At 50.3% G+C, this 26,153-nt stretch carries 27 protein-coding genes; 10 read left to right on the top strand and 17 right to left on the bottom strand.

The genetic code is table 11. The features are described from left to right. Positions 1-320: 320 nt before the first annotated feature. Together J4F31_06865 and J4F31_06860 are read right to left on the bottom strand one after the other, a co-directional pair. The gene (locus J4F31_06865) at positions 321-899 is read right to left on the bottom strand and encodes a non-canonical purine NTP diphosphatase (GenBank protein MCE2496281.1); all 579 of its coding nucleotides are present in this window, start codon (positions 897-899) and stop codon (positions 321-323) included. Positions 900-966: 67 nt separating this feature from the next. Further along, complete coding sequence (locus tag J4F31_06860; protein MCE2496280.1) at positions 967-1,356, bottom strand: 23S rRNA (pseudouridine(1915)-N(3))-methyltransferase RlmH; 390 nt, start codon at positions 1,354-1,356, stop codon at positions 967-969. 96 nt (positions 1,357-1,452) lie between these two features. Between J4F31_06860 and nadC the strand changes: the two genes are divergently transcribed. Genes nadC through J4F31_06845 form a run of 3 tightly spaced genes read left to right on the top strand, consistent with a single transcriptional unit; the run spans position 1,453 to position 3,747 of the window. Further along, positions 1,453-2,313, top strand: a complete 861-nt coding sequence (gene nadC / locus J4F31_06855; protein MCE2496279.1) for a carboxylating nicotinate-nucleotide diphosphorylase — start codon at positions 1,453-1,455, stop codon at positions 2,311-2,313. After that, positions 2,310-3,302, top strand: a complete 993-nt coding sequence (locus J4F31_06850; GenBank protein ID MCE2496278.1) for a YihY/virulence factor BrkB family protein — start codon at positions 2,310-2,312, stop codon at positions 3,300-3,302. Before nadC ends, J4F31_06850 begins: the two co-directional genes overlap by 4 nt. A gap of 4 nt (positions 3,303-3,306) precedes the next feature. After that, positions 3,307-3,747, top strand: coding sequence for a DUF2147 domain-containing protein (locus J4F31_06845; protein ID MCE2496277.1), 441 nt, complete (start codon positions 3,307-3,309; stop codon positions 3,745-3,747). Between the two features lie 10 nt (positions 3,748-3,757). Here J4F31_06845 and J4F31_06840 read toward each other — a convergent pair whose 3' ends face one another. Continuing rightward, a complete protein-coding gene (locus tag J4F31_06840; protein MCE2496276.1) occupies positions 3,758-4,687 on the bottom strand; it encodes a GNAT family N-acetyltransferase in 930 nt (309 codons plus the stop codon). 99 nt (positions 4,688-4,786) lie between these two features. Between J4F31_06840 and J4F31_06835 the strand changes: the two genes are divergently transcribed. The 3 genes from J4F31_06835 to J4F31_06825 are packed head-to-tail and all read left to right on the top strand — an operon-like array spanning position 4,787 to position 9,264. Beyond that, on the top strand, positions 4,787-6,199 hold the full coding sequence (locus J4F31_06835) for a hypothetical protein (GenBank protein ID MCE2496275.1): 1,413 nt from the start codon (positions 4,787-4,789) through the stop codon (positions 6,197-6,199). Beyond that, positions 6,196-7,437, top strand: coding sequence for a hypothetical protein (locus J4F31_06830; protein ID MCE2496274.1), 1,242 nt, complete (start codon positions 6,196-6,198; stop codon positions 7,435-7,437). The genes J4F31_06835 and J4F31_06830 overlap by 4 nt, the downstream gene beginning before the upstream one ends. A gap of 18 nt (positions 7,438-7,455) precedes the next feature. Next, positions 7,456-9,264: a hypothetical protein gene (locus tag J4F31_06825; GenBank protein MCE2496273.1), complete on the top strand. Its 1,809-nt coding sequence runs from the start codon at positions 7,456-7,458 to the stop codon at positions 9,262-9,264. Here the strand turns inward: J4F31_06825 and J4F31_06820 are convergent. Together J4F31_06820 and J4F31_06815 are read right to left on the bottom strand one after the other, a co-directional pair. Further along, a complete protein-coding gene (locus J4F31_06820; protein ID MCE2496272.1) occupies positions 9,243-10,274 on the bottom strand; it encodes a Gfo/Idh/MocA family oxidoreductase in 1,032 nt (343 codons plus the stop codon). The two genes, J4F31_06825 and J4F31_06820, sit on opposite strands and share 22 nt — an antisense overlap. A gap of 5 nt (positions 10,275-10,279) precedes the next feature. Next, positions 10,280-10,858 (bottom strand): N-acetyltransferase, encoded by a 579-nt coding sequence (locus J4F31_06815; GenBank protein ID MCE2496271.1) that lies wholly within the window; start codon positions 10,856-10,858, stop codon positions 10,280-10,282. Positions 10,859-10,906: 48 nt separating this feature from the next. On the opposite strand from J4F31_06815, the gene J4F31_06810 reads away from it, so the two are divergent. Further along, positions 10,907-11,281: a PIG-L family deacetylase gene (locus J4F31_06810; GenBank protein MCE2496270.1), complete on the top strand. Its 375-nt coding sequence runs from the start codon at positions 10,907-10,909 to the stop codon at positions 11,279-11,281. 57 nt (positions 11,282-11,338) lie between these two features. Here the strand turns inward: J4F31_06810 and J4F31_06805 are convergent, their stop codons facing one another. The 8 genes from J4F31_06805 to J4F31_06770 form a co-directional block, all read right to left on the bottom strand. Further along, on the bottom strand, positions 11,339-11,542 hold the full coding sequence (locus J4F31_06805; GenBank protein ID MCE2496269.1) for a glycosyl hydrolase 53 family protein: 204 nt from the start codon (positions 11,540-11,542) through the stop codon (positions 11,339-11,341). Between the two features lie 6 nt (positions 11,543-11,548). Then, positions 11,549-12,430, bottom strand: a complete 882-nt coding sequence (locus J4F31_06800; protein MCE2496268.1) for a glycosyl hydrolase 53 family protein — start codon at positions 12,428-12,430, stop codon at positions 11,549-11,551. Next, complete coding sequence (locus J4F31_06795; GenBank protein MCE2496267.1) at positions 12,427-13,806, bottom strand: T9SS type A sorting domain-containing protein; 1,380 nt, start codon at positions 13,804-13,806, stop codon at positions 12,427-12,429. The genes J4F31_06800 and J4F31_06795 overlap by 4 nt, the downstream gene beginning before the upstream one ends. A gap of 41 nt (positions 13,807-13,847) precedes the next feature. Continuing rightward, a complete protein-coding gene (locus J4F31_06790; protein MCE2496266.1) occupies positions 13,848-14,954 on the bottom strand; it encodes a hypothetical protein in 1,107 nt (368 codons plus the stop codon). A gap of 4 nt (positions 14,955-14,958) precedes the next feature. After that, positions 14,959-16,251 carry a glycosyltransferase gene (locus J4F31_06785; GenBank protein ID MCE2496265.1) on the bottom strand — a complete coding sequence of 431 codons (1,293 nt, stop codon included), beginning with the start codon at positions 16,249-16,251 and terminating at the stop codon, positions 14,959-14,961. After that, on the bottom strand, positions 16,248-18,686 hold the full coding sequence (locus J4F31_06780) for a hypothetical protein (GenBank protein MCE2496264.1): 2,439 nt from the start codon (positions 18,684-18,686) through the stop codon (positions 16,248-16,250). Before J4F31_06780 ends, J4F31_06785 begins: the two co-directional genes overlap by 4 nt. A gap of 242 nt (positions 18,687-18,928) precedes the next feature. Then, positions 18,929-19,663 carry a HAMP domain-containing histidine kinase gene (locus J4F31_06775; GenBank protein MCE2496263.1) on the bottom strand — a complete coding sequence of 245 codons (735 nt, stop codon included), beginning with the start codon at positions 19,661-19,663 and terminating at the stop codon, positions 18,929-18,931. Continuing rightward, positions 19,660-20,028 carry a response regulator gene (locus tag J4F31_06770; GenBank protein ID MCE2496262.1) on the bottom strand — a complete coding sequence of 123 codons (369 nt, stop codon included), beginning with the start codon at positions 20,026-20,028 and terminating at the stop codon, positions 19,660-19,662. The genes J4F31_06775 and J4F31_06770 overlap by 4 nt, the downstream gene beginning before the upstream one ends. Positions 20,029-20,137: 109 nt before the next feature. Here J4F31_06770 and J4F31_06765 point away from each other — a divergent pair, with 109 nt between their 5' ends. Together J4F31_06765 and J4F31_06760 are read left to right on the top strand one after the other, a co-directional pair. Then, positions 20,138-20,446: a hypothetical protein gene (locus J4F31_06765; protein MCE2496261.1), complete on the top strand. Its 309-nt coding sequence runs from the start codon at positions 20,138-20,140 to the stop codon at positions 20,444-20,446. Continuing rightward, positions 20,376-21,290: a cytochrome-c peroxidase gene (locus tag J4F31_06760; protein ID MCE2496260.1), complete on the top strand. Its 915-nt coding sequence runs from the start codon at positions 20,376-20,378 to the stop codon at positions 21,288-21,290. Before J4F31_06765 ends, J4F31_06760 begins: the two co-directional genes overlap by 71 nt. Here J4F31_06760 and J4F31_06755 read toward each other — a convergent pair. From J4F31_06755 to J4F31_06740, 4 genes are all read right to left on the bottom strand, one after another. Further along, positions 21,287-21,544, bottom strand: coding sequence for a DUF4834 family protein (locus J4F31_06755; protein MCE2496259.1), 258 nt, complete (start codon positions 21,542-21,544; stop codon positions 21,287-21,289). The two genes, J4F31_06760 and J4F31_06755, sit on opposite strands and share 4 nt — an antisense overlap. A 3-nt stretch (positions 21,545-21,547) precedes the next feature. After that, positions 21,548-24,394, bottom strand: coding sequence for a carbamoyl-phosphate synthase large subunit (gene carB, locus J4F31_06750; GenBank protein ID MCE2496258.1), 2,847 nt, complete (start codon positions 24,392-24,394; stop codon positions 21,548-21,550). Between the two features lie 96 nt (positions 24,395-24,490). Continuing rightward, entirely contained in the window at positions 24,491-24,643 is a 153-nt protein-coding gene (rpmH, locus tag J4F31_06745) for a 50S ribosomal protein L34 (protein MCE2496257.1), read from the bottom strand. Positions 24,644-24,805: 162 nt separating this feature from the next. After that, positions 24,806-25,243, bottom strand: coding sequence for a GNAT family N-acetyltransferase (locus tag J4F31_06740; GenBank protein ID MCE2496256.1), 438 nt, complete (start codon positions 25,241-25,243; stop codon positions 24,806-24,808). A gap of 25 nt (positions 25,244-25,268) precedes the next feature. Here J4F31_06740 and J4F31_06735 point away from each other — a divergent pair, with 25 nt between their 5' ends. Then, positions 25,269-26,072 (top strand): SDR family NAD(P)-dependent oxidoreductase, encoded by an 804-nt coding sequence (locus J4F31_06735; protein ID MCE2496255.1) that lies wholly within the window; start codon positions 25,269-25,271, stop codon positions 26,070-26,072. Positions 26,073-26,153: the final 81 nt, after the last annotated feature.

The following is a 26,153-nucleotide window of genomic DNA, read 5'->3' as shown; positions in this document are numbered from 1 at the left end:
CACCCGAAGGAACCTACTACGTAGTGGCAAAGGGCATTGGTCGGGACGGAAAAACCGTTGAGAAAAAGGCGTCGATTACATTGTTGCGGTAGGGATGAAGAATTAGAAGTGGCAGCAGTGTTATAAGTGATATAAGTGGAAGTGAATTCTGCTTCGCAGAGTGAATTCGCGCTTCGTGCGAGTGAATTCCTTACGGAGTCAATGGCAAAATTGTCTCGCTCGCAGAGCGAGTGTACTTCGGCGGAGTCGATATTTACTTGCGCAGCAAATCAACAAGCTCATGGCCCAATGCCCACTGTCCACTGTCCACTGTCCACTGTCTAATAGAATTTATTAAGAAACTGCACGAGCTTCTCCGTTGCCCGTGCCCGATGACTCACCGCATTCTTTTCGTCCGCGGTCATTTCGGCAAACGTGCGCGTTTCACCGGTAAAAGTAAAAATAGGGTCGTATCCGAATCCCGCATCACCCGAAGGTTCTTCAGTGATATTGCCGTTGGCGATACCTTCAAAGGTGCGTTCTTGCCCGTCGATGATCAAAGCAATAACGGTTTTGAATCGAGCGGCGCGGTTCTCCTGCTTCTCGAGTTCGTACAACACCTTGAACATGTTCTCCTTATCGTCCCGCGCCGGCCCGGCATAGCGGGCACTCAGCACTCCGGGTCGACCCTCCAGGGCCTCTACTTCCAATCCGGTATCGTCCGCAAAGCAATCGCGGCCGTAGTGCTCGTGAATGTACCTCGCTTTTTGCAGGGCATTCCCTTCAATGGTCGGTTGGGTTTCCGGAATATCTTCGGTACAGCCAATATCCTTTAAGCTCAAAAGCTTAATATGCTGCGGCACCGTGGCCTGTACCTCGCGCAATTTGTGCTCGTTATTGGTCGCGAATACCAACTCCATCGGCACATTGATATCGGGTGGAGTCAACGCCTCTTTGGGTTTATCTTTCTTTTTACCGAAAAGTCCTTTAATCATGATGGTAGGGTTCGTTCCGCAAAATGGTCATGGCCCGGTACATTTGCTCCACCGCGAACAGGCGCACCATTTGATGCGAAAAGGTCAGGGCGCTCAAACTCAGTTTCATGTTCGCCTTGCTGTAAACCTCTTGTGAAAATCCGTACGGACCACCGATAACAAAGACAAGTCGGCGCGTACTTTCGTTCATTTTTCGCTGTACAAAATCGGCCAGCTGCCTCGAGGTCCAGCTCTTTCCCCGCTCATCGAGCAACACCACAAAATCGGCTGGCTCCAGTTTATCCAAGATCGCCTTACTCTCCTGCTCCTTCTGATCGGCCTCGTCGCGCACCTTCTTTACATCGGGAATCGTCACCGTCTCGAAAGGCAGGTAATGCGGCAACCGTCACGCACCCATCCCGCGTCGGTCATACCCACTTGTAAAAGCACCCATTTCAATCGCTAAATCTTCCGTACTTTGCATCCAAAGGTAGCACAAATGATAGCGCTCAGAGACCACCGCGACGAACTACTTAATTTTATCGATTACTCCCTTCGGGAGGATGTGGGAGATGGCGACCACAGTTCACTCGCCTGCATCCCTACCGATGCCACGGGGCAAGCTCAGCTGTTGTGTAAAGCGGAAGGGGTCATCGCCGGACTCCCTCTGGCCGAGCTCATTTTCCAGCAGGTCGATCCTAACTGCCGGGTCGAATACCTACTTAAAGACGGAGACCGCATAAAACCCGGAGACATCGCATTCAAAGTCACCGGCCCCTCCATAGCCCTGCTTACCGGAGAGCGCCTTGTTCTAAATTGTCTTCAACGAATGAGTGCCGTGGCAACCAGGACCCGTAAATATCAAGACCTCCTCAAAGGGCTCCCTACCAAGGTGCTCGATACGCGCAAGACCACACCGGGACTAAGACTACTCGAGAAGTACAGCGTGCAGGTCGGGGGTGGCATGAACCACCGCTTTGGTTTGTACGATATGGTGATGCTTAAGGATAATCATTTGGACTTTGCGGGCGGCATTGCCCCGGCGATCGAAAAGACCAAAAAATACCTCACCGCTAAAGGGAAGGATCTTAAAATTGAGGTCGAAGCGCGCGACCTGAACGAAGTACGTGAGATTCTCGCCGTAGGCGGAGTTCATCGCATTATGCTCGACAACTTCAACTACAACGATACGCGCAAAGCTGTGGCACTGATCGCCGGACGCTGCGAAATCGAATCGAGCGGAGGCATCACCGAAGAAACCATTCGCGAATACGCAGAATGCGGGGTCGATTTCATCAGCGTTGGTGCCCTCACCCACTCGATGTACAACCTCGATATGAGCTTAAAGGCCGCGGAATGATCGAGTGCTGGGTACACAAATTGTGGTATTCGCCTCCTATGATGGCGTTTCGTCGCTTACTCAAACGGATTTATTTACCCGGTTTTGGCGGGGTCGACCTCTATCAGGTACTCAAGTTCTTCGTCACCGGCTTGCTCGAGGGGTACCTTACAACGCGCGCAGCAAGCATTAGCTTTAGCTTTTTCTTGGCGATTTTTCCGTTTACGATCTTTTTGCTGACTATCATCGCCTACATCCCGATCGATAATTTTCAAAGCGAGCTCATCGCATTGCTCGAATCGGTAGTGCCACCAAAAACCTGGGTGGCCATCGACAAAACGCTTACAGACATTATTCAAATCAGGCGCGGTGGACTTTTATCACTGGGGTTTTTACTGGCCCTGTTCTTCGCCAATAACGGGGTCAACGCCATAATCACCTCCTTCAACGCCACCTTCCACAGCATCGAGATCCGCACTTTTTTCAGCCAACTACGCGCATCCATAGTATTGACGGTGGTCCTTTCCATCATGTTCATCACCTCGGTGACCCTGGTGATCTTCAGTGAAACCATCATCGATCGACTCGAAGTCCTCGACATCGTTTCGCGGTTCGAAAGCCAATTACTCGGATTCGCACAGCTGATCGTAGTTCTGGCTCTCATTTTCTTCAGCATCACCCTCCTCTACTACTACGGTCCGGCCAACCGCAAAGAACACCGATTCTTTTCGCCCGGGGCCATATTGACCACTTTTTTACTCTGGCTCACCTCGTACGGATTTGCCTCTTACGTCACTGATTTTGCCAGCTACAACCAAATCTACGGCTCCATCGGAACGCTGATCATCATCTTACTATGGATCTACATCAACGCCATTGTACTGTTGGTCGGATTCGAACTAAATGCCAGTATCGTGCACGCTCGCAAAACATCGAGCAGTGAAATTGAGTTACAACAAGTGAAGGTCTCCCGAAAAGGTGATGAGAAGTCTGTGGAAAACAGCAAATGAAACAATGAAAAAACTATTCTTCCTTTTAGTTTTCTGCGCGTACGGCGCGATCGGTGCCATGGCGCAACAGGCCGACGATATTCTTGGCGTTTGGTTCACCGAGGATAAAAAATCCAAGGTAGAGGTCATTAAAAAGAAAGACGGTAAATACTACGGCAAGATCGCCTGGTTAATGAACCCCTACGAAGAAGACGGAAAAACCCCGAAGGTGGACGACGAGAACCCAAACAAAGAACTTCGCGAACGCCCCATCATCGGACTCGAATTCCTTGAAGGAATGAAATGGACAGGGGACGAATGGTATGGTGGCGATATCTATGACCCACAATCGGGCAACTCGTACAGCGCCATGGCTGCCATGCCCGACAAGAATACCGTAAAGCTCCGAGGATACATCGGCTTTTCCCTCTTGGGAAGGACCACGACCTGGACACGCGCGAAATAAGGACACCCCCTTACTTTCTGACGGCTTTCTTCAAAGTGAAGAGCAGCTTGGCCCAACGCGAATTAAATCGCTCTATTTCGTAATAGACTTCTCGATCGGCTCCCCAGCTCCGAAAGAATCGAGCTATGGGCTCGTGCATGCTGCCTTCGAAATCAAACCCGAGGCCGAGTTTACGAGACCACTTGATACCCTCCCAGATGAGCGCGCTAAAGGCCTCGCTATTACGAAACACGGGGTCGGATCCGCCCAAGTAATAATAAACGAAATGCTCGTCTCGAACGAAAAGAATTGCGCTGTGGGGGTTCCCTTCCTCATCGCGGGCACTAAGTAATCGTGATACTCCTCTTTCAGCACATGCGCTGAACACGCGTGAAAGCTGCTCTCCATCAAAATGCGGTTCAAGATCCTGGCGGCCGAAGGTCTTTTGACTTAAATGCCAAAGCGTACTGGTGTCGCTCTCTTCAACCAGTCGCAACGATTTGGCCTTGTTGATGTTGCGCTGATTCGAGGACTTCATTCTCTTGTTGATCTCCTCTAAGGTCTTGTCGGCTTGTATCCTATACGTGATACGAGGCTTCACGGTAGCACCTTCCCAATGCAAGGTGAGGAAATCACCTACGGCCGGACTCATCCGCCCGAATAGGGCGTGATGCGGAGGAAACCCTTTCAACAAAGCGCTCACCCCTTTGCGAAATTCTCGTGCTCGCTTTGAAGAACCCATATCCTCCGGGTAGTTGAACCACGGACCTGTATAGGGAACCAGATCGGGCGATTGCAAAATTTGGAAAGTCGCTGCCTTTCGCAATTGCATGGGCCAAAAGGCCTCCACTCCCCCGCTCTGGTACTCAGCTATGACCAAATCATCACCCACCAAGGATCGCAAGAACCAAGGCTGCAAAAAGATTGGGGCATCGTTTATATGGGGACTTGAGGCACTCACGGATTGTGGTAAATTGAACGCACGCAAGATGACACATATTTCCGAATATTAGTTCATAACGCGGGAATGATGTACTTTTACAGCCGGAAAAATGTGAGCATGGAAACGACCGAGATCGATACATCGCTCGTAAGTCTGGAACATACCATAACCAGCGGGGGAGATGAACGAATTGAGCTGATTCACAATGGGTTGAACAAGTATCACATCAACCCGAGCGATAATCAAGACGTATTCAACAGAGGTACATGCACGTGCTCTGTGTTCACGGATGAGGCGTATGAGCGGGTATCATACCTGTTCAATGGGTTTCAAAAGAACACGATAGCCTTCGAAGACGTACGGCGTGATCAGGTAAAAAGCCTGAAAAGGCTGTTGAATAACGCCGAATTGGATTACCACATCTTTTTTGCGCCATCGGGTAGCGATTTGTGCTATTACCCGCTTTTGTTCAGCAAGTTGATGAATCCGGATAAGCCAATCATGAGTTTGGTGACTTGCCCGGAGGAATTAGGCTCTGGATCTGCGATGGCCATTCAGGGTAAATTCTTTTCTGACAAAAATCAAATTCTCAATTCTGTAGAAAAGGGAGCATCGGTAAATCAGGAACTAACGGTTGAATATCGCAGCTTTAATGCTCGTGATGAGCACGGTGTAATTCTCGATCACCACGAAGCCATCAAGGAAACCATTGCCCGATACAAAAACGAATACACCATCATCGGAAATCTGGTGATCGGTTCTAAGTCGGGTATTGAAGACAATATTAGCATTGTTGAAGAATGTCAGGAAGATGTGCTTTGGGTCGTTGACTTGTGTCAACTTCGTACGAGCCGCGACCTGCTTCAAAAATTATTGGAGTTGAACTGCGTGATCATGATCACGGGCTCCAAGTTCTACCAGTCGCCTCCGTTTTGTGGAGCTCTATTGGTTTCGGACACCATCAACGACAAATTAGCTGAGGCCAAGCCCAATACCTGGGGATTTGAAAAGGTGTATACCAAGTATGATTTTCCTACCGAATTAAAGGCCTTGAGAGAGGAGTTCATCGACTACAAGAATTACGGCCTATTGCTTCGGTGGGAGTCGGCCATCGTTGAGATGAACCTCTTGAACGAGTACAAAGAAAGTGTGGTGAACTTAGCCATCAGTCGATGGAATCAGCACATCACGGAACTGTTGGAGAGTTCTCCATATTCCCACTTGATGCGCGACCAAGAAAAGACCAATAGCTCTATCATCAGTTTCAGGGTCAAGGTGGACGGAGATTTTTTGAGCCACGATCAACTTCAAACCTTGCACAAGGCCATTGTTACGGAGCCTTCACCATTGCTACCGCAATATCGCAAGGTGATCATAGGTCAGCCTGTGGCCTATGGCGACAATAGTTTCGTTCGTTTCGCGATCGGATCGCACAATGTGCGCTACTTGCTCGATCACGACATGGATCTGTCAGAAGACACCTTATTGGTGCAAACCATCGAGCATTTCATAAAAGAAGGTCGGTATTGAAAAGGCACGCTGCATCGGACTACGAGCAGCTGTTCCAACGAGTGCTCCGAGAACGGGTAGACCCCGACGATACCGCTCTATTTTTTTACGATATCCGGATCTTGGCAGATCGCGTAGATCACGCCCGCGAGGCTTTTCCGCCCAAAACGCGACATGCCGTTGCTGTAAAGGCGAATCCCGTGACCTCAATTCTACGTGCATGTTATTCGCTTGAACTACAAGCAGAAGCTGCCAGCTTTGGAGAATACCATCAAGCACGACGAATACCGGGATTCGGACATATTGTGTACGACTCGCCCGCCAAAACGGCTCGGGAAATGGAAGTTGTGGCCAATGATCCGCGGGTGACCACCAACCTCGATTCGCTCAACGAACTTGCCTTATTGCCCTCGAATCCGAAGGCGCGAATCGGCTTAAGAATAAACCCTCAAGTAGGAAGCGACTCCGATGCCAGTATGAGCGTGGCAGGGACCTACTCGAAATTCGGCTTCCCCATCGCTCGAAAGAACGAAGTGTTTGAAGCATTCGAAGAGAATCCGTCGCTCTCGGGCCTCCACGTTCACACCAGCTCACAGGCCCATGCCTACGACAAAATGGTAGCGGGAATTCGGGCGGTGCTCGATCTGTTTCTCGAACTGCAAGCGCGGTTCGGAAAGCGAATGGAATTCATTGATATCGGAGGTGGTTTCCCGGTAGATTACGGAGCGGAAACGAAGCATGAGATTTCGGCCTACGGCCAGATGCTCAAGTCGTCCTGTCCGGAGTTGTGGACGTCGGGCGTAGAAGTGATCACAGAATTTGGACGATACTATCACGCCCACGCCGGCTTTTCACTGGCTCAGGTGCAAGGAGTAAAATCCTTTGACGACCACCAAGTACTCATCACCCACTTGGGGGCCGACACCTTCGTTCGCGAATCTTATAGTCGCGAAAAATGGCCACATCAGTTCTACCTGCTCAACGCAAAAGGTGAACTAAAGAACGGACCCGAAAGGTCGACCGATCTCGGTGGCCCCCTTTGTTTTGGCGGAGATTTCTACGGAAAGGAAATTGGTCTTCCGGCCGCTGAGGCCGGAGACTGGGTAGTCATTGCAGACACCGGTGCCAACAGCTACAGTTTGTGGAGTCATCACTGCTCGCGCCCGTTTCCGAAGCTGTTCTTGGTGACCGCGAACGGAACGTTGATCGTTGGTAAGAAACGGCAGGATATTCTCGAAACTGCTCGTTTTTGGGATTAAAATCCGACTTTTGATCTTATGGCAAAAATCTGTGGTATCCTGAGTGCCGAAGTACTTGATCCGGCACACGGCAATCGCGTGCAAGACATGGCAAAGGCTCTGTCTCGAACGAGCAATACCGAAGATGGAATTGAAGAGATCAAAAACTCCTCCGGTGAGCTCATCGGAATGGTGGGTTATCGGCATTTTCGTCATTTCGAAGACCAGCAGGTCGGCTCGCGCGGCTTACTTAAAAGCGAATCGGGAGATCAAGTAATCGCGTACGGAAGAATATTCAACGACGATTTTGAGCGCGGAAATTCGGAGGCCAAATACTTAATGAACCTTTGGACAAAGAAGGAAATGCGCTTTGCTGATGAGTTGAACGGAAAGTGGTCGGCGGTGATCTTTGACGGAATGGACAGGTTCATTTTGAGCCACGACCGATTTGGACAAGAAACGATCTTTTACTCCATAAAGAACGGGTTATTGATTTTCGGAACCAATATTAGAAGCCTGTTGGCCAGTGGGCTTATCGAGGCAAAGCCCAATTACGAATCGCTGTGGCACGGACTCGGATTCCCGTGTGCGCCTCAACCGTATACTGCTTTTGAGGGAATATTTGCCCTTCCAAAAGCACAGCATTTGATCTGGTATAATGGAAATACCGAAACACGAACTTACCACGAGCTCAAGTACTGTAAAAAAGATAGAACTCTATCCCTTGACGAATATGCCGAGCTGATCGACGAAGCCATGGATCGCGCCGTGAGGCGCCAAATCAAAGGAACCTGGAAACCGGGCAGCTTATTGAGCGGTGGGGTCGATAGTACCTACTACACCGCATTGGGCAAGTGCCACGCACCGACTTTAGGAGCGGTGACCCTCACATTGGAGGACCATGCCTTTAAAGCGGCCGATGAAAGCGAGATTGCTGGCGAGAACGCGCGAATGCACGACGTGCCGCATCAGGTGGTTTACATGTCGCCCGATCAGATCCTGGGTGAGTGGGATGCCGTGATCGATAATTTTGAGCAGCCCGGAAGCACCTTCAATACTTATTATTTTGCCGGGAAAGCCGCACAGCAGGCCGGATTTGCGAATGTTCTGACCGGAATGAGCGCAGATGAGCTTTTCGGAGGGTTCGGGTATTTCCGGTACATCAGGATGTGGCGAAAATATCTTTGGGGTGCGCCGTTGTGGAAAATGATCCCGAAGGGGTTCGTTAAGAAACTAGACAGTTTTTCGGAGATGTTCGAGGCGCGTGAAATGATCGATTTTTACACGCACAACTTCGTTGTGATGAAGGAAAGGGAAAAGAAGATGATTTGGCCTCGATCCGGATTCAATACCTATGAGCATATTCGAACCCTGTATACAGAAGCGACCCAACCCTGTGATGACATCGATATAATGATCTATCTGATGACGGCAAATACGCCGCACGAGCAGTTGTACCGGATGGGGCAGTCGTTGAAGGATCACGGAATTTTTGGTCTGCATCCATTCATGGATAACGACTTCGTCGATCTGGCGATGAGGATTTCCACCGAATACAAAGTTCAGGGCTATGATCGGAAGGTGGTACTCAAAAGGGCAGCTCAAAAATGGGTCAGCTCGGAAGCGGTATCCATGAACAAACTAGGATGCAGCTTTCCAATGGGATACTGGCTCGAGCATGAACTCCAAGATGCCTCTGAAGTACTGATCAATTCGCTGCTTGAGCGAGGTTTTATGGATGCTTCTGGCGTGGATAAACTCCGGAAGAAGAACGAAAAACTATTCCCAAAAAAGACCTACAAGCTCCTCTTCATGGAGAAGTGGTTTCAGGCATTCATTGACTCGTAAATACGCTCGATGATATCGACGACTTTGAGTCCTTCCAAGGCATTGGTGGTAATACTCGTTCGGCCCTTCAGGGTGTCGATCACGTTTTCGGTGATGTACACGTGATTAGCCGCTGAACCTTTGTACGCTCCGTAGTCGTTGGCCGGATTAGCGGGAGGCAAAACGGGCATCTCGTAGTCTTGCACGTTACATACTTCCACTTCGTTCATGTACTGCCCTCCGATCTTCATACTCCCTTTTTCACCGATCACGGTTAGTGAGCTCTCGAGGTTTTGGTTCCAAACCGAGGTGCTGTAGTTGATACAACCCATTCCGCCGTTCACGAACTTGAACTGTACCATTCCGGAATCTTCGAATTCGGTAAGGTCGGCGTGATTAAAATCGGCGAACTGGCCTTTAATGTCTTTAATATCCCCAAAGAGCCAATACATGATGTCAACGAAATGAGAGAATTGGGTAAAAAGGGTGCCGCCATCGAGTTTCTTATCGCCGCGCCATGTATCGCGACCGTAGTAACGCTCATCGCGGTTCCAGTAGCAGTTCACCTGAACCATATATATATCGCCCAAGCGATTCTCCTCGAGCATCTCCTTGATCCATGCACTAGGTGGGGAGTAGCGGTTCTGCATTACGCCGAATACGTGACGCGAGATATTCAAAGCCTTGTAGATCACCTTCTCCGCATCGTGCTTTGAAAGTGCCATGGGCTTTTCGATCACCACATGTTTGCGCGCTTCAAGGACCTTTAGTGCTTGTTCGGCATGCAAGCCGTTTGGACTGGCGATCACTACAACATCGATATCGAGATCGGCCTGCAACAACTCCTCAATGCTGTTGAAATATGGAACAGAAGCGAATTCATCCAGTCCTAGTTCGGACTTGTCCTTTATGTCGGAAATTCCCACTAATTCGGCCTCGGGATTTCGATCGATCATGGTGCAATGGCGTTTGCCGATGTGCCCGGCACCAACTACTGCAAACCGAATTTTTTCTCTTTCGATAATAACCATAGGTTCTACTCTACTTTTCTTACTTCTCCGTTCTTCAGTTCGTACCAAGCCTCGCTTTCCGGGCATTGGGCTCTGTTACTTTCATCGAAATTCAATCGATGACCGAATTCGCTCATCCACCCCACTTGCTTGGCCGGATTCCCAACGACGAGCGCATAAGCCGGAGCGGTTTTGGTTACAACGGCACCGGCCCCGATGAAGGCGAATGGCCCTATGTCATGACCGCAGACGATCGTAGCATTGGCCCCGATGCTCGCTCCTTTTCCCACGTGGGTCTTGGCATACTGTCCACGGCGAACGATCGCACTTCGGGGGTTCACGATATTGGTAAAGACCATGCCGGGCCCCATGAACACATTATCGTCACAAGTGACGCCCGTGTAGATGGAAACGTTGTTTTGAACCTTGCAATTTTTTCCAAGGATCACATCCGGAGAAACCACAACATTTTGACCGATATTACAACCATCACCCAATACCGCTCCCGGCATGATGTGGCTGAAGTGCCAGATCTTGCATCCGGTGCCGATCACAGCACCTTCGTCGACCACGGCAGTTTCGTGTACGAAATACTCATTTGCCATAGGCGTGAAAATACGCGAAAAGGAGGTAATTGCCTATTTTAGCCGACTATGAAAGAAGTATCGCGCATATTGGTATTGGCACCGCATCCCGACGATGGGGAATTTGGCGCGGGTGGAAGCCTAAAACGCTGGACCGAAGAAGGAAAGGAAGTGCACTACGTGGCCTTTTCACCCTGCCTCAAGAGTTTGCCCGAAGGAGCAGCCCCCGACACGCTTTATAAAGAGCTTCTGAAGGCGACGGCCATTCTTGGCCTGCCCTCGAATCATGTGCGCGTGTTGGATTTTCCGGTTCGCGAATTTCCGGCACACCGTCAACGCATTCTCGATACCTTAATTCAAATCAAGAAAGAAATTCGTCCGGATGTGGTATTGATGCCCAACAGTTACGACGTTCATCAAGTCCATCAGGTGATCCATCAGTAGGGTATTCGGGCCTTTAAACACGCTTCGTTGATAGGTTACGAATTGCCGTGGAACAACTTAACTGTGATCAACAACTTCCATGTGACTTTGGAGCGCAGCCAAATCGACGCTCTTCAGCTCCGGAAGCGCCTTGAACTGAAAGTCGAACAGAGCCTGATTCTCAAAGGAAGACCCTTCTGTGGACTCGGGACCGTCAAAGGCGATCATTTCACCACCCCAGTAGCATAGTCCACTCCCCTGAGCATCCTTGATCAATTTCACAATATCTCACACGTACTTTGCTTGTCCGGAAGGTTCAGCCGCATACGCGGGCAATATTTGATCTTCGGACCCAATGATGTTATTGGTCCAGTCGGCCCAATCGAAAGTAAAGGGGTAGGCAAATTCCGCGATGACGCCAATCTTGCCGTAGGCAGAAATGCTCCCTATGGCCGTTCGGAGTGAATCCAGGCTTTTGCCGTGCCAAATGGGGTAATACGAGAGTCCGAGCATGTCGTAATCGAGGGTATCGCATTCAGCGAGAAAACTCTCCAACTCGCGATATCCGGCAAAATGCAGCATGACCTTTGAATCCGTTTCGGCATCGCGCACCGCCTGGATTCCCGCATCGATCAAATCGTAGAATGCGGCTTTGGAATTCCACCGATGATCGGTCGGATGCAAGAACCCGTTGTTGATCTCGTTTCCGATCTGAATGATCTCCGGTTCCATTTCGCGCACGATACGGCCCGTGTATTCGTACACACTATCCCGTAGTTCGCCCAAAGTCAAGTTGCTCCAATCGGCCGGAGTCTCCTGGTGCCCCGGATCGGCCCAAGTGTCGCTGTAATGTACGGTGATCCAGACCTTGAGTCCTTTAGCATGAATTTGATCACAGAAGTTCTTCACCTCATCCCAACTCGAACGGGAATCGGCCGGATCGTACCACAGGCGCAGGCGAATGGTGTTGATCCCGTTGTCACTAACAATATCCAGGAAATCACCCTCAACACCTTCGAAGCTCCGATACCGTACGCCGCTCCCTTCAATGGTCGGCACCAGGGACGCATCGACCCCGCGATAAGGCAGCTGAACCGCCTCGGGCTCGGGCTCCTCCTTGGCGCAAGCGATCAACACCAATGCCAACAACGGAAGGAGCCTTCGTATCACTGAATAACGATTCTATCTGTGAACAACCCTTGATCCGTGTGAATCAATACTAAGTAGGTCCCGCGCGCCCATTCGGAAGCATCAATTACGGTTTTCGCAGCGGGGTTTTTCACAGTATAAATGGATCGCCCTTGCATATCGAAAACCTCAAACGATACAGGCGCAGGTGCTTCGAGGGTTATGCGGCCTGCGGCCGGATTCGGATATACGGCGATCTGCTCATCCTCAACGTCTGGGAGTCCAATACTCGTGATATTATAACAGCTCGATGAATCCACACACCCGTTCAAAGTAACTTCCACTGCGAATTGACCATTCTGGGTCGGCACAAAGGTCTGGCCCGTAGCTCCACTGATGTAGGCAAAGCCCTGCGTGCAGTTGAGCCATTGATAGCTCGCTCCCGCTTGGTTCGCCGTTAAGGTATTGTCGCCGTTGTCGGTTACATCGACATCGATATCCGTAATGTTCACATCGATAGTCATGACCGAATCGCAGCCCGAGGCATTGGCGATGACGTCGGTGTAGATTCCTGTACTATCGCAAACTTGTCCGCTAGGAGCTATGTACTGGTTACATCCATCGACCTGAAAACTAGCGGTTGTGTTTCCGGTTGAAATACTCGATCCGGCGATCCAGTTCGATGAACTTCCGTTCAGCGCAAAGTTCATTAGCGTACCGTCGTAGTTGCTACTCACGTGGTTGGGCATGTTGGTGCTTCCGGCGTTGTTTCCTCCGGCCACACCCTCATTGGCCTTGTAGTATACTGCCAAACCCGTTGGAGGCGAGCAAAACTCCGAATTCATATCGGCTTGAATCTCGGCTTGGGTGCGAGCTATATTCCATACGCGTACTTCGTCGATGTCACCTTCAAAATAGTTTACCCCATCGTTCCTTCTGCCGATCATCAGGTTATTGATTTGAGAACTGTTCACGGGTTGAGTCAAATTACCTTGAGCCTCCAATTGACCATCGAGGTACAACTTAACTTGGTTTACGGAAACCGTTGACGTGTACGTCACAGCTACATGATGCCAAAGGCCATCGTTGATCGCAACAGAACCGCTAAGCCCGTTTCCGCCTACTTCAAAACGAATAGCATTGCCGGCAACCATGCAAAAGGTCGACCGTTGACCCAAAGACATACTTCCCCAATCGACAATAACGAGTTGATGCCCACCCGTACCTGGGTCGCTATTTGCCGTTGTGCGTATCCACGCTTCAACGGTTCGGTTCAGGTTTCCCGAGATGCCGGGAAAGGTAGTTTGCACATAGTCATCAGTTCCGTCGTAGCTCAGGGCATTTTGGGCCTCGGCTTTTTGTGAGGCAATAAATGACAACAATAGGGCCGCAGCACTCAGTCTTTTGAGTAGAATCATGGTTTCGATTTAAATAGGTGCGAGTAAATTATAAAACCCACTCAAATTAGCTGTAGCCGGCGGACTCGATCTTTCTCGAATGTTACCGATACGAGGTCTTGAACCGCCCAATTACTATCGTATGCCGCCATGGCGTACTTCCTCGCCTTTGGATCGAAAAGAACGAGGCGGTTGCGGTTCGAGTCGACGGTAATGATGGTGTCACCCTCTACTATCGAGTTTTGAAGCCATTCGGCCTCCCCCATTTCAGGCGCCTTGTGGTCTAAACCGTGAAACTTGAATCGGTTTTCGTGATCTCCCCGCAACTCCACTACTTCTCCGGTCGCCGTAGAGGTCACCAACCAACTATTTTTTGCCAAGTGCTTGCCACCATGCGGGCTCTTCATATCCGCTACTTGCGCCTTCGCTCCGCCAGTCTCTCGATCGATGCTGAACAGTTTACCTTCGTGGAAAAAGGTCGCGAGTATCTCGTTTACCTCATCGTTGCGGTACGCTACCGAGTTAATGAATGCTGCACGCTGGGCTGTGGGCAAGGTCGATGCGGTTGGATTCTTGATCAATTTTGCCGGCTTCCCTTCTGCTTCCAGAGCTCTTTTGTGATCAAGGGTACGGCACAAGTACTGCTCGTTCCCTTGAGCGTCGTAACTTCGGTTGAATCCATTTTCCCAGGCAAACCATTCCCACAGGAGTTTTCCGGATACATAGTCGAATTCGAAGATGCAATCGAGTCCACTCGAGGCCACCAAAATGGCATTATCTAGTTGCGGTGAAAACGCTACAGTATGGATGTAGCTGAACCAAGGGTAGCGCAGTCGGTAGGTCTTTCCCGAGTCGAAAATGAATACAGCATCCTCGGCGGCAATGGCCACCTTTTCGCCTTTTGCATCGACCCCTCGAGGTTCCTTCATTCGATACAACACTTCGGACTCCAGCCGATCGCCATGCAACTCCAAAAATGCTATTCCACCCGTACCGGCTTCACGCCGCTCCACATATCCGCGCCGACCGCTCTTGTTATTTTTAGAGGCCAAATATCGATCTCTGATCGCTTGAAGGTCGAAACTCTTGATCGTAACGAGTAAACGGCGCGATCCAAAGTAGTCGGGATCGTAGTCAAAGGTGCTGATATCGATAGAAGTAGTCTCCACGCGACTAAATTAATTCATTAAATAATTCGGCTAGTTGAGCCGTCAGTCCTTCCCGTGAAAAGCGTTTGTGCGCATCCCCATCGTGCCGCAAGGCACCACTCGTTTTCCATTTTTCGAAGCTCGAACGAATGCGCTGCTTGAGTGCCGACCGATCGCTGTAATCGAGCATGGTTGTCCGGCCTGCTTCGTTCAATATCCGCGCGGCATTGCCATCGACCGGACCGATGCACAGAATTTCGGACCGCGAGGCCAGGTATTCGAAGATCTTACCGGTGAGAATGAGCTTGTTGGTTTTATCGTGCGGTATCGGAAAGAGCAGCATTTCGCTGTCGACCATGTATTGGACGGCTTCGCGGTGCGGCACACTGTCGGTTAGTTGAAGCAGTTCGGATATGCCCGCCGCTTCGATGCTCTCTACGATGTTCCCAGCAACTTTTCCGACCAAATGCAGTCTGAACAATCCGGCAAAATCCGGCAATTCGTTTTTGAGTTCAGCGATCACGGCCCACAATTCGGGCAGGTCCTGGTTTGCCATGTAATTGCCCGTGTAGCACAAGCTGAAGGTGCTGTTTTTTTGCTGCCTCGCGGCAGGAATATCATCCCGGTCGTAACCGTTGTAGATCTCGGTCAAACGCCGAGCTCGGTCACCAAATTCATGCGCTAAACCGGGACTTACGACTGTTACGGCATGGGCTTGGGACAACACGGAAGTTTCGAGCCGGCGATCGCGTCTTTCGGTGAAGGCGGTTCGCTTCATAAAGCGGTTCGAGAAGATATTGATCCAAGGATCGCGAAAATCGGCCACCCACGGAATACTGAACTTTTTATTGAGCTTCTTTGCAATGAGGTGCACACTGTGAGGTGGTCCACTGCTTAGCATAAGGTCGACCGGATGCTCAGCCAGGTATTTCGATAAATATGCCACGCTGGGCTTGACCCATCCGACCTTGGCGTCTGGAACATACAGGTTACCGCGCAGCCAAATGGCCAGTCGCTTTACCATAGAATCCTTGTCGCCCTGCACCATTACATCCGTGACCTTGGCGTCCTTGCCTTGACCCGTGAGTTTCTTATATAGTTCGAAAGGCTCGAAGATTCTTGTTTTGTGCACCTCGAGGTCGGCGGGGACGTCATTCAATAGGCTTTGATCCCAAGTGAACGCGGCCGGATTCTCACAAGTGTACACAACGGGCTCCCAACCAAACTGAGGCAGGAATTTCGCAAATTTAAGGCAGCGCTGAACACCGCTTCCGCCCGCTGGCGGCCAGTAGTATGCGATGATCAAGACGCGTTTCATGCCGTTTCTTCACGGGTTTTTCGCCATTGGAAGAACAGCAAAGCCAAAGAGCCGAGCAAAAGAATGGTGCTGCTAGCCATGGATATCTTTTCGCCTGTGTAGTACAAGGTCGGTTCGAACTTGAATTCGATCGAATGTGATCCGGCCGGAACCACAATTCCCCGTAAAACGTAATTCGATTGGAAGTGAGGAGCGTATTCTCCATCGATATAGGCTTTCCAGCCGCGGCCTTCGTAGCCGAAATAGATTTCGCTCATGATCAATACCTGATCTTTTGAGGTCGAGGTTTGGTATTTGAGGTAGTTGCTCTTGATCTCTTGAAGCACTACCGTGGCCGAAGGATCAGCTTGAGGTTCTACTCCGCTGAGTTGACCGGCAAAACGCTCATCGACGATGGCAGTAGCGGCAGGGTCAAAATCATTGAGGGCCGTCATTTCCGCATTGGCATTGGGCACTATTCGAACGTTCTCGACGAACCAAGCATCGCCCAAGTTTCCAGGATTCATTTGCGCTCGTACTTGTCCGCTATTCTGATCCGGAACGATGAAGTACTTCACGTTGAGCATATTGATCACGGCTTGATTCCGCTTGTTGATCTGGTTATCGACAAGTTCTTGATAGCGCTTGAGTTTGGCGGGATGGTATCCGCCGAGTGATTTATGGAAATAGGCCGTTCGGGCACCGGCATCGAGCCGCTCTCCGAGGTTGTAGACCCTATAATTGGGATCGTTATCCTGCATGATCTGCATATCGGCTTGCGTCGGGGTAAATGGATTCTCCATCTGGCGTTTCGAGACGAAGTCATCGTCGTTCAGATATCGCTTATTGACGGTCCAAAGGTCTACGATAATAAGTAGTCCGAGGGCACTCAGAGCCATTTCTCTTTTGAGTTTACCGTTAACGAACGCCCAGAGGGATGCGGCCGCAAGGGCTACAAAAATGAAGCTACGCCAGGCATCGGCTCGCAACATAGCTTTACGGTCTTCAATGAGGTCGTTGAGGAGTCCGGCATTGGCAAAGACATCGTCCCTGAGGCCCTCGAAGTCGAAAAGGCTTCCGCCCAACAAAGCGAACAGAAGTGCCAATCCGGCCGCGAGGCCGCCCCCCATTTTAATAGCCTTCAAAGCTTCATCGCGGTTGAATTCCTCGTAGAATAGTTGGCGCAGCGCCATGAATCCCAATAGGGGCAGGGTGAGCATGGCCACGACGAGGATGGAGGCTACGGCACGGAATTTATCGTACATCGGCACGTAGTCGATGAAGAGGTCGGTAAGCCACATCATGTTCTTGCCCCACGAGAGGTCGAAGATGAGGACGGTGGTAACCAGAAGCCACCACTTGTACCGATGTTTTAGGTAGAACAGGCCGAAGAAAAAGAGGAAAACGACCACGGCACCCATGTAATATGGGCCCGACACAAAGGGTTGCTCGCCCCAGTATGTCGGAATGCTTTGGAGCACTTGGTCGGGGTTCTGCACACGACCGCGAATAGCTTCACCGAGGTGTGAATCGCGATCTAGGGCTTCGGTAGAGGCACCGCCCATGAGGCCTGGGATGAATACGTTAAAGCTCTCTGCAATACCGTAGCTCCAGTTGGTGATGTAATCGCGATCGAGTCCGTCCGTTTTATTGGTCCCGGCTAGGTCGTCGATGGTAAGTTCGGACTTTCCGCGGGTGCTGTATTTACCGTAATCGTAACTGGTGATCAGTCGGCCCGCGTTAGTGCCCACGGCCAATCCGAGTGCAAGAAGCAGTACGGCCAGCTGTTTTCCGAAGTCGGGCAAGGTTTTATCCTTGACGGCCTGTACCAGTTCGAAGATTCCGAGAATGAACACCGCAATTCCGAGGTAGTAGGTCATTTGGATGTGGTTCACATCGATCTCCCAAGCCAATGTCAACGCGGTTATGAGTCCGCCCGCGACCAGTCGTTTTCGATGAAAAACGGTCAAAATCCCCAAGAGAACGGGGGCAAAGAGTGCGACGGCCAAAGTTTTGTTATTGTGCCCTGCTTCCATGATCAGGAACCAATAAGTAGATAGCCCGAATGCTATGGCTCCAATGAACGATAATCGGGGGTTGTATTTTAACCCGGCCAAAAGGACGTAGAAGCCTAGGAACAATAGAAAGAGGTAGTTGGCCGGAGCCGGAATGCTCTTGATCGGCTCAAAGAAAATGCTGTGAATGAGGTTTCCGGGGTAGTGGACCGAGTTGAAGTAGGCCGGCATTCCGGCGAACAGCGAGTTGGTCCAGAGGGGTTCTTCGCCATAGGCCTCGCGGTGGTCCAAGATCTCCTTACTCATACCGCGGTAATTGGCGATATCACTTTGATAAAGGACCTTTCCTTCGAGCAAAGGACTAAAATAAGCGAAGGACAGGGTGAAAAATAAAATGACCGCCAAGATATGCGGCCAAGCGTTCTTCCAGATTTCTTTCATGGTCGTGGCTTTCTACAGGTCGTCTAAGGTATGAAAAATGACGGGTCAACGTTCAGTCCTTCTACCTTGTCGCAGTTTCCATCATGTACTTTTAGCATCGCTACAAACAGCAATCTCATAACTGTCGAACTCCATAATAGAAAAGGAAAAAAACCTACCAAGAGAAAATCCAAAGAACATGAACAACACAACAAGGGAACCCGGGATTCATTTGACTTTCCCAAACAGATGGTTATTCCCGCTTAAGGGAATTTTTTCTGCCTCAGCGGCAGGATGACCTCCACCCGCGTTCCTTTCTCCTCTTCGGAGCGTATCTGAAGTCTACCGCCGTGAATAGCGACGAACTCAGAAACCAGAATCAACCCCAAACCGGAGCCGGGCTCTCCCTCGGTTCCCGGACGCCCAGTCTTTTTCCCTAAGGTCAACACCTTCGACTTTAATTCCTCCGACATTCCAATGCCGTGATCCTCGACGTACAGCATCATTACGTCATCGACGAGCAGACACCCCAAAAGAACCGTCTGCCCACGCCGGCTGAATTTCATAGCGTTAGTGAGCAGATTCCTGATCACAGAGGCCATCATGTCTTTATCCAACTCTACAGTATCACATTCGATACTTGTCTCGATCTCAATATCCTTTTCCTCAGCGATCTTGTTCACGATCTCAATAGAATCGACCAGCAGCTTGTCGAATTCCAACTCTATCGGATCAAAGTGCATGGTCCCGACCTTGAGCCGTGACCAACTCAGCAGGTTATCCAATAGATTCGATAGTTTATGAGCGTAGTCGCTCAGCGAATCGAGGAGCTCCTTCTGCTCGGTCGGACTAAACAACTCGCCTTGCTCGCGAAGCATGTCGGTAACATTCAAGAAAGAATTGATGGGCCCCCTGAGATCGTGAGCCAAAACCGAAAAAAAGCGATCCTTTGAGCGATTCATCTCGCGTAACTGGAGGCTTACGTCTTTTCGACTCATACTGAACAAGAGGGGCGTTCCAGAGAATATGGCGTAATGACGTTCTTGCTCAGATAATCGTCAGCTCCGGTCTTCACAGCCTCGATCCCTTTCTCGTGACCTTCGGGCCCGGTCAATACGATCACACACTGACTCGGCTTCATCTCCAATATTTCTTCAAGAGCAGAGAATTGAAACGAGTCGGGTAATCCCAAATCGAGCAACAGAATATCGTAATTCGAACTACTGAGTTGGTCCTTGGCGTCGGCTAATGTGGCTACATGGCTGAGTTCTACATGAAGGTTTTTTACATATCTCAGCATCTCACGGACAATGAGTGCATCGCCCTCATTATCTTCGACGTGAAATAGTTTAATCGATTCCATGACCTAGCATTCGTATATACAAGATACGGAGCACCTGAAATTATTACCTGATAATTATCAGGCATTACACCATTAGTTAAACTGAACATCTCAGTAAAAAAGCTACGAAATGAAACAGGTGAAATTACTGGCGCTCTCCTTACTCATGGCCCTGAGCTCATGCAAAAAAGAAGACAACGAACCCTCGGGAAATAATGGCAACAATCAAGGACAAACCGTCCTCAACTTGCCCGACACCCCATTGAACTGCAGCAATTTAATTCTGCCCAAACACTTCAACGCTCCGGCTATTCTAGCGGCGGATAACACCCCGAATTCCAACCCCATCACCGACGAGGGAGCCACACTTGGTCGAGTGCTTTTTTTACGACACTCAACTTTCACTCAACAACACAGTAAGCTGTTCCAGCTGTCATAAGGCGGAGTTCGGATTCAGTGATCCTGAGGGGCTCTCGGTCGGATTCGACGGAGGGGCTACAGGGCGTCACAGCATGAACCTCATCAATGCCCGATACTACACCGCGGAGCATTTCTTCCGGGACGGGCGTGCAGCTACACTCGAAGATCAGGTGCTGATGCCGATCCAAGATCAAGTGGAGATGGGAATGACCTTGGATAGCCTAACGGCTCGATTGGCAACACTCGACTACTATCCACCCCTCTTCGAGGCAGCTTTCGGCACCGAGGATATCGATGAAGACCGCATAAGTCGTGCCCTGGCGCAATTCGTTCGTGCGATCGTAAGCTATCAAAGTGCTTTCGACATCGCCGTGGCCGCTACTCCGGGACCGCCTACAGGTAACTTGGTGGGCTTTACCGACCAGCAAAATGAAGGAAAGGACATCTTCGAAAATGTAAATCGAGGTGCTTGCGCCGGATGCCATGGAACTCCATTGCAGATCGCCATAGAGCCAAAAAGCAATGGCCTCGATCAGAATCCGGCCGATATAGGTTTTGGCGAGGTAACGGGCAATTTGGGCGACTACGGTAAATTCAAGACACCGTGTTTACGCAACATAGAGCTAACAGTCCCGTACATGCACGACGGTCGGTTTGCCACCTTGGAGGAAGTCATTGAGCATTACAACTCCGGAGTCGAGAACCACTCGAACCTCAATGCCCCTTTGAGGTTACCCAATGGCGACGCGAGAAGACTGAACCTGACGCAAGACGAGAAAGATGCTTTGCCGGCCTTCCTGTTGACCCTAACGGACGCATCTTTGGCGACGGATGAAAAGTACAGCGATCCGTTCGTGAATTAATCGACTTCCTCGTAATCGACGTACTCCCCTCCCACATCTTTGGGCGGGGGTTTTTTATCGCGCTTGTACTCGACGCGAACATCCCCCTCCGCTCGCGCATCCGGCCGAGAGGCCGCACGCTGATTTTCATAAGCCTCGCGTTGGCGGTCGCGCATTTCTTCGGGAGTGAAGCCCGTGAGCGAGCGAAATAGCCCGCTCCAAAAGAGACGTAATCCCAGGAAGATCAATGCGACAATGAGGAGGAATTTTACCATAGTTTATCGGCTCAAATAGCGGTTTCGTTCGCTGTATACTTTGATGAAGAACTCGTCGCGCAGGTCGTCGATAAATTGAATGGCCTCACCGGTCGATTTCATTTCGGGTCCGAGCTCTTTGTTCACTTTCGGGAACTTGTTGAAACTGAACACCGGTATCTTCACGGCAAACCCTTTGCGCTGTGGGTCAAAGTTGAAGTCCTTCACCTTCTTCTCTCCCAACATGACCTTGGTCGCATAGTTCACGTATGGCTCTTTGTAGGCCTTGGCGATGAACGGCACGGTACGCGATGCGCGTGGATTGGCCTCGATCACATAAACTGTATCGTTCTTGATGGCGAACTGGATATTGATGAGCCCTTTCGTCTCAAGTGCTAGAGCGATCTTCTTGGTGATGTCCACGATCTGTTGCATCACGAACTCGCCCAAGTTGAACGGTGGCAATACCGCGTGCGAGTCACCGGAATGGATTCCGCAAGGCTCTATGTGCTCCATGATACCGATGATGTACACCTCTTCGCCGTCGCAAATGGCGTCGGCTTCGGCTTCAATGGCACCGTCGAGGTAGTGATCGAGCAATACTCGGTTACCCGGAATGCTTTTAAGCAAATCTACAACGTGGTGCTCGAGCTCGTCTTTGTTGATCACGATCTTCATGCCTTGCCCCCCGAGAACGTACGATGGGCGCACGAGGATCGGGAAGTCGAGCTTCTCGGCCAATTCCAGAGCCTCATCGGCATTTTCGATGACGCCGAACTCGGGGAACGGAATGTTTTGATCGCGCAACAGAGTGGAGAACCTTCCGCGGTCTTCGGCCAAATCGAGGGCTTGGTAAGGCGTTCCGATGATCGGAATGCCATAGCGATCGAGTTTTTCGGCCAATTTAAGAGCGGTCTGACCTCCCAGCTGTACAATCACGCCTTCAGGTTTCTCGTGGCGAATGATATCGTAGATATGCTCCCAAAACACGGGTTCAAAGTACAGTTTATCCGCCGTATCGAAGTCAGTGGACACCGTCTCGGGATTGCAATTGATCATGATGGTTTCGTAGCCGCATTCCTTGGCGGCGAGTACCCCGTGTACACAGCAGTAATCGAACTCGATACCTTGACCAATGCGGTTCGGACCCGAGCCGAGTACCACGATCTTTTTCTTGTCGGAGACCGCACTTTCGTTTTCAGCGAACGGCTCGCCTCCGTCTATCATGTTCTGCTCAAAGGTGGAGTAGTAGTATGGTGTTTGCGCCGGGAACTCCGCAGCACAAGTGTCCACGAGTTTATACACCCGGTTGATGCCCATATCGACTCGTTTGTTGTACACCTCACTTTCGAGGCATCCGAGCATGTGTGCGATCTGGCGATCTGCGAAGCCTTTTTGTTTGGCCTCGAGTAAGAGTTCGCGATCGATGTTATCGATCTCATACTTTTCGATCTCGCGCTCGAGGTAGTGAAGCTCTTCATATTGCTTCAGGAACCACATATCGATCTTGGTGATCTCATGGATCTTGCGGAGTGGAATCCCGAGCTGTATTGCGTCGTAGATAACGAATACGCGATCCCAACTCGCGTGCTTGAGCTTGCTGAGGATAAGGTCTTGATCTTTATACCCTTTCCCGTCCGCTCCCAATCCATTTCGTTTGATCTCGAGCGATTGAGTGGCTTTGTGCAGGGCCTCCTGGAAAGAACGACCGATTCCCATGACTTCCCCGACCGACTTCATGGCCAGACCCAACTCGCGGTTCGAGCCTTGGAATTTATCGAAGTTCCAGCGTGGGATCTTCACGATAACGTAGTCCAAGGTCGGTTCAAAGTACGCCGTTGTAGTTTTAGTGATTTGGTTATCGAGTTCATCGAGTGTGTAACCGATCGCCAGTTTGGCGGCGATCTTCGCGATCGGGTACCCGGTAGCTTTTGAAGCCAGTGCCGAAGAGCGCGATACCCGCGGGTTGATCTCAATGGCGTAAATGTCTTCTTTTTCGTCGGGGCTCACAGCGAACTGCACGTTACATCCACCGGCAAAATCACCGATAGAGCGCATCATGTGAATCGCCATATCCCGCATACGCTGATAGGCCGTGTCGGACAAAGTCATGGCCGGAGCCACGGTGATCGAATCTCCAGTGTGGATGCCCATCGGATCCATGTTCTCGATGGAACAGATGATGATCACGTTGTCGTTTTTATCGCGAAGCAACTCAAGCTCGTATTCTTTCCATCCCATCAAGGCTTTGTCGATCATGACCTCGTGGATGGGGGATACTTCGAGTCCGCGATTCAAGGCTTCGTCGAAATCTTCTTTTTCGTAAACGATCGCCGCTCCTGCTCCACCCAAGGTGAACGAAGCTCTAATAACCAGTGGAAAACCAAATTCCTGAGCGATGGTCTTTCCTTTGAGGTAGCTCGTGGCGGTAGCCTGTGGTGCCATACCAACACCGATCTCCTCCATGAGCATCCGGAATTGCTCGCGATTCTCGGTAATGTTGATCGCGTCGATATCTACACCGATCAATTTCACCCCATACTTCTCCCATATACCCCGCTCTTCGGCCTCAATGGCCAAATTCAAAGCGGTTTGTCCTCCCATCGTAGGCAATACGGCATCGATCTTTTGCTCCTGAAGAATCTTTTCGATGGAGGCAACGGTCAGAGGCATCAAGTAGACGTGATCGGCGGTTACCGGGTCGGTCATGATGGTGGCCGGATTGGAGTTGATGAGGGTCACCTCTATCCCCTCTTCCCGCAGGGAGCGCGAAGCCTGACTTCCGGAATAGTCGAACTCGCAAGCTTGTCCGATGATGATGGGGCCTGAACCGATGATGAGGATGCTGTTGATGTTGGCGTTTTTTGGCATGGTAGTTTCGTTTGCGGGCAGAAAAATAGGTATAAAAAAAAGGTGCTGCCATAGGCAACACCTCAAATATGGTCAACTCACGAACCGTACATTTGCTTAGTGGCGTGATTCGTTAGAGATGGACAAACGCTTACGGCCTTTCGCGCGACGGCGAGCCAAAACCTTACGGCCATTAGCAGTAGCCATACGCTCACGGAAACCGTGTTTGTTGCGGCGTTTACGCTGTGATGGTTGGAATGTACGTTTCATCGTATAATCTCTTTATCTTGTGATTCTTCAATCGGGGTGCAAATGTACAGCGTTATTTTCTAACTACCAATGCAATTCTTAATTCATTTACCATAAAAGTCCAGAGCGCAGAGCTTTTGGCCGTGCACTTTTGACTCTAGAATTTTGACTATAAAAAAAGAACTACTCAAGGATCATATATATATGCGGAATATGGTCTAAGTGAAACTCCTCGCCTACCGTTTCGAATCCGAATGAGCGGTAAAAATCGACATAGACCCATTGTGCCGTGATCTTCACCGACTGCTTTCCATAGCGGCGAAATGCCTCATCCAAACACGCCTGTACGATCTCGCGCCCCAATCCCTTGCCTCGATGCCCATCCGCCGTAACGAATCGGCCCACGCTGAGTTCATTAAATTCTGTGCCTTGCGGCACGATGCGGCCGTACGCGGTCACTTCACCTTCTTGCTCGGCCCAAACATGTATGCTTTCCTGATCAAAATTATCGTTGTCCACGAACGGACAAACCTGCTCCAGAATGAACACCTGCTGTCGCAATCGAAGGATCGCGTACAGTTCCTCTTTCGAGAGTTCTTCCCAGGTTTTGATGTGGAGCATGGCGAAAGATAATTACTTTCGCACTATGTCATTTCCCTTCACCAAGAAAGTCGTGTGGATTACCGGAGCTTCTTCCGGTATTGGAGAACACCTGGCGTACCGCATAGCTCGGGACCAGCCCTACCTCGTGCTTTCTGGGCGTAGAACTGAGGCGTTGGAATTCGTCGCCGCACAAACAAATCTGCCCGAAGGGCATATTCTCATACTCCCCCTCGACCTTTCGAAACCCGAGACCTTTGCCGAAGCAGCTAAAAAAGTAATCGAGTGCTACGGCCGAATCGACTACTTGGTAAACAACAGTGGAATTGGGCATAAATCGGGTGTGCTGGAAACATCGGACGCCGTGGACCGAAAGGTCATGGAGGTGAATTTCTTCGGGAATATCAGACTCACAAAAACTGTGTTACCCTACATGTTAGAACAGGGTGCCGGACAAATAACCGTTATCTCGTCCATGCTTTCCAAGTTCGGAGCACCGGATGTAGCTACATATGCGGCTTCTAAACACGCGCTGAACGGCTGGTATGAGAGTCTTCGGGTAGAGCTCTACGATCAAAACATTGCGATTCAGGTCATTGCGCCGGGGTTTATAAAGACGGATGTGACCGTAAAATCGCTCGATGGAGAGGGAAAACCCTACGGACAAAACAGTCCGGCTCAGGAAAAAGGAATGGATCCGAAAAAATGCGCCATCAAAATCAAGAAGATCATGAAAAGCAAGAAGCCCTTCGCCTACGTCGGCGGTTGGGAACTCGGTTCTATCCCATTTAAGACCATTGCACCTAGGATGTTCTTTTGGGCTATGCGCGCGCTTTCGCGCAATTCTTAATTGTAAAGGCTTAAGACCAGAAGATTATTTACTAACGATTAAATATAGGTCTTGAAATTGAATCCCCCTCTTTAACGGGAA

This window comes from Flavobacteriales bacterium (assembly GCA_021296215.1).
In the GTDB taxonomy this organism is placed as follows: Bacteria; Bacteroidota; Bacteroidia; order Flavobacteriales; family ECT2AJA-044; genus ECT2AJA-044.
Note: the sequence above shows the minus strand (reverse complement) of the source record. Positions and strands in the feature narration are given on the sequence as shown.

Bases quoted from the DNA above. Each gene is read 5' to 3' on its own strand.
- J4F31_06755 (MCE2496259.1), bottom strand. From the start codon at position 21,544: ATGGTAAAATTCCTCCTCATTGTCGCATTGATCTTCCTGGGATTACGT.
- J4F31_06835 (MCE2496275.1), top strand. From the start codon at position 4,787: ATGGAAACGACCGAGATCGATACATCGCTCGTAAGTCTGGAACATACC.
- J4F31_06815 (MCE2496271.1), bottom strand. From the start codon at position 10,858: ATGGCAAATGAGTATTTCGTACACGAAACTGCCGTGGTCGACGAAGGT.
- J4F31_06795 (MCE2496267.1), bottom strand. From the start codon at position 13,806: ATGATTCTACTCAAAAGACTGAGTGCTGCGGCCCTATTGTTGTCATTT.
- J4F31_06785 (MCE2496265.1), bottom strand. From the start codon at position 16,251: ATGAAACGCGTCTTGATCATCGCATACTACTGGCCGCCAGCGGGCGGA.
- carB (MCE2496258.1), bottom strand. From the start codon at position 24,394: ATGCCAAAAAACGCCAACATCAACAGCATCCTCATCATCGGTTCAGGC.
- J4F31_06765 (MCE2496261.1), top strand. From the start codon at position 20,138: ATGAAACAGGTGAAATTACTGGCGCTCTCCTTACTCATGGCCCTGAGC.
- J4F31_06820 (MCE2496272.1), bottom strand. From the start codon at position 10,274: ATGGTTATTATCGAAAGAGAAAAAATTCGGTTTGCAGTAGTTGGTGCC.
- rpmH (MCE2496257.1), bottom strand. From the start codon at position 24,643: ATGAAACGTACATTCCAACCATCACAGCGTAAACGCCGCAACAAACAC.
- J4F31_06825 (MCE2496273.1), top strand. From the start codon at position 7,456: ATGGCAAAAATCTGTGGTATCCTGAGTGCCGAAGTACTTGATCCGGCA.
- J4F31_06865 (MCE2496281.1), bottom strand. From the start codon at position 899: ATGGAGTTGGTATTCGCGACCAATAACGAGCACAAATTGCGCGAGGTA.
- J4F31_06780 (MCE2496264.1), bottom strand. From the start codon at position 18,686: ATGAAAGAAATCTGGAAGAACGCTTGGCCGCATATCTTGGCGGTCATT.
- J4F31_06845 (MCE2496277.1), top strand. From the start codon at position 3,307: ATGAAAAAACTATTCTTCCTTTTAGTTTTCTGCGCGTACGGCGCGATC.
- J4F31_06850 (MCE2496278.1), top strand. From the start codon at position 2,310: ATGATCGAGTGCTGGGTACACAAATTGTGGTATTCGCCTCCTATGATG.
- J4F31_06775 (MCE2496263.1), bottom strand. From the start codon at position 19,663: ATGAGTCGAAAAGACGTAAGCCTCCAGTTACGCGAGATGAATCGCTCA.
- nadC (MCE2496279.1), top strand. From the start codon at position 1,453: ATGATAGCGCTCAGAGACCACCGCGACGAACTACTTAATTTTATCGAT.
- J4F31_06810 (MCE2496270.1), top strand. From the start codon at position 10,907: ATGAAAGAAGTATCGCGCATATTGGTATTGGCACCGCATCCCGACGAT.
- J4F31_06770 (MCE2496262.1), bottom strand. From the start codon at position 20,028: ATGGAATCGATTAAACTATTTCACGTCGAAGATAATGAGGGCGATGCA.
- J4F31_06735 (MCE2496255.1), top strand. From the start codon at position 25,269: ATGTCATTTCCCTTCACCAAGAAAGTCGTGTGGATTACCGGAGCTTCT.
- J4F31_06740 (MCE2496256.1), bottom strand. From the start codon at position 25,243: ATGCTCCACATCAAAACCTGGGAAGAACTCTCGAAAGAGGAACTGTAC.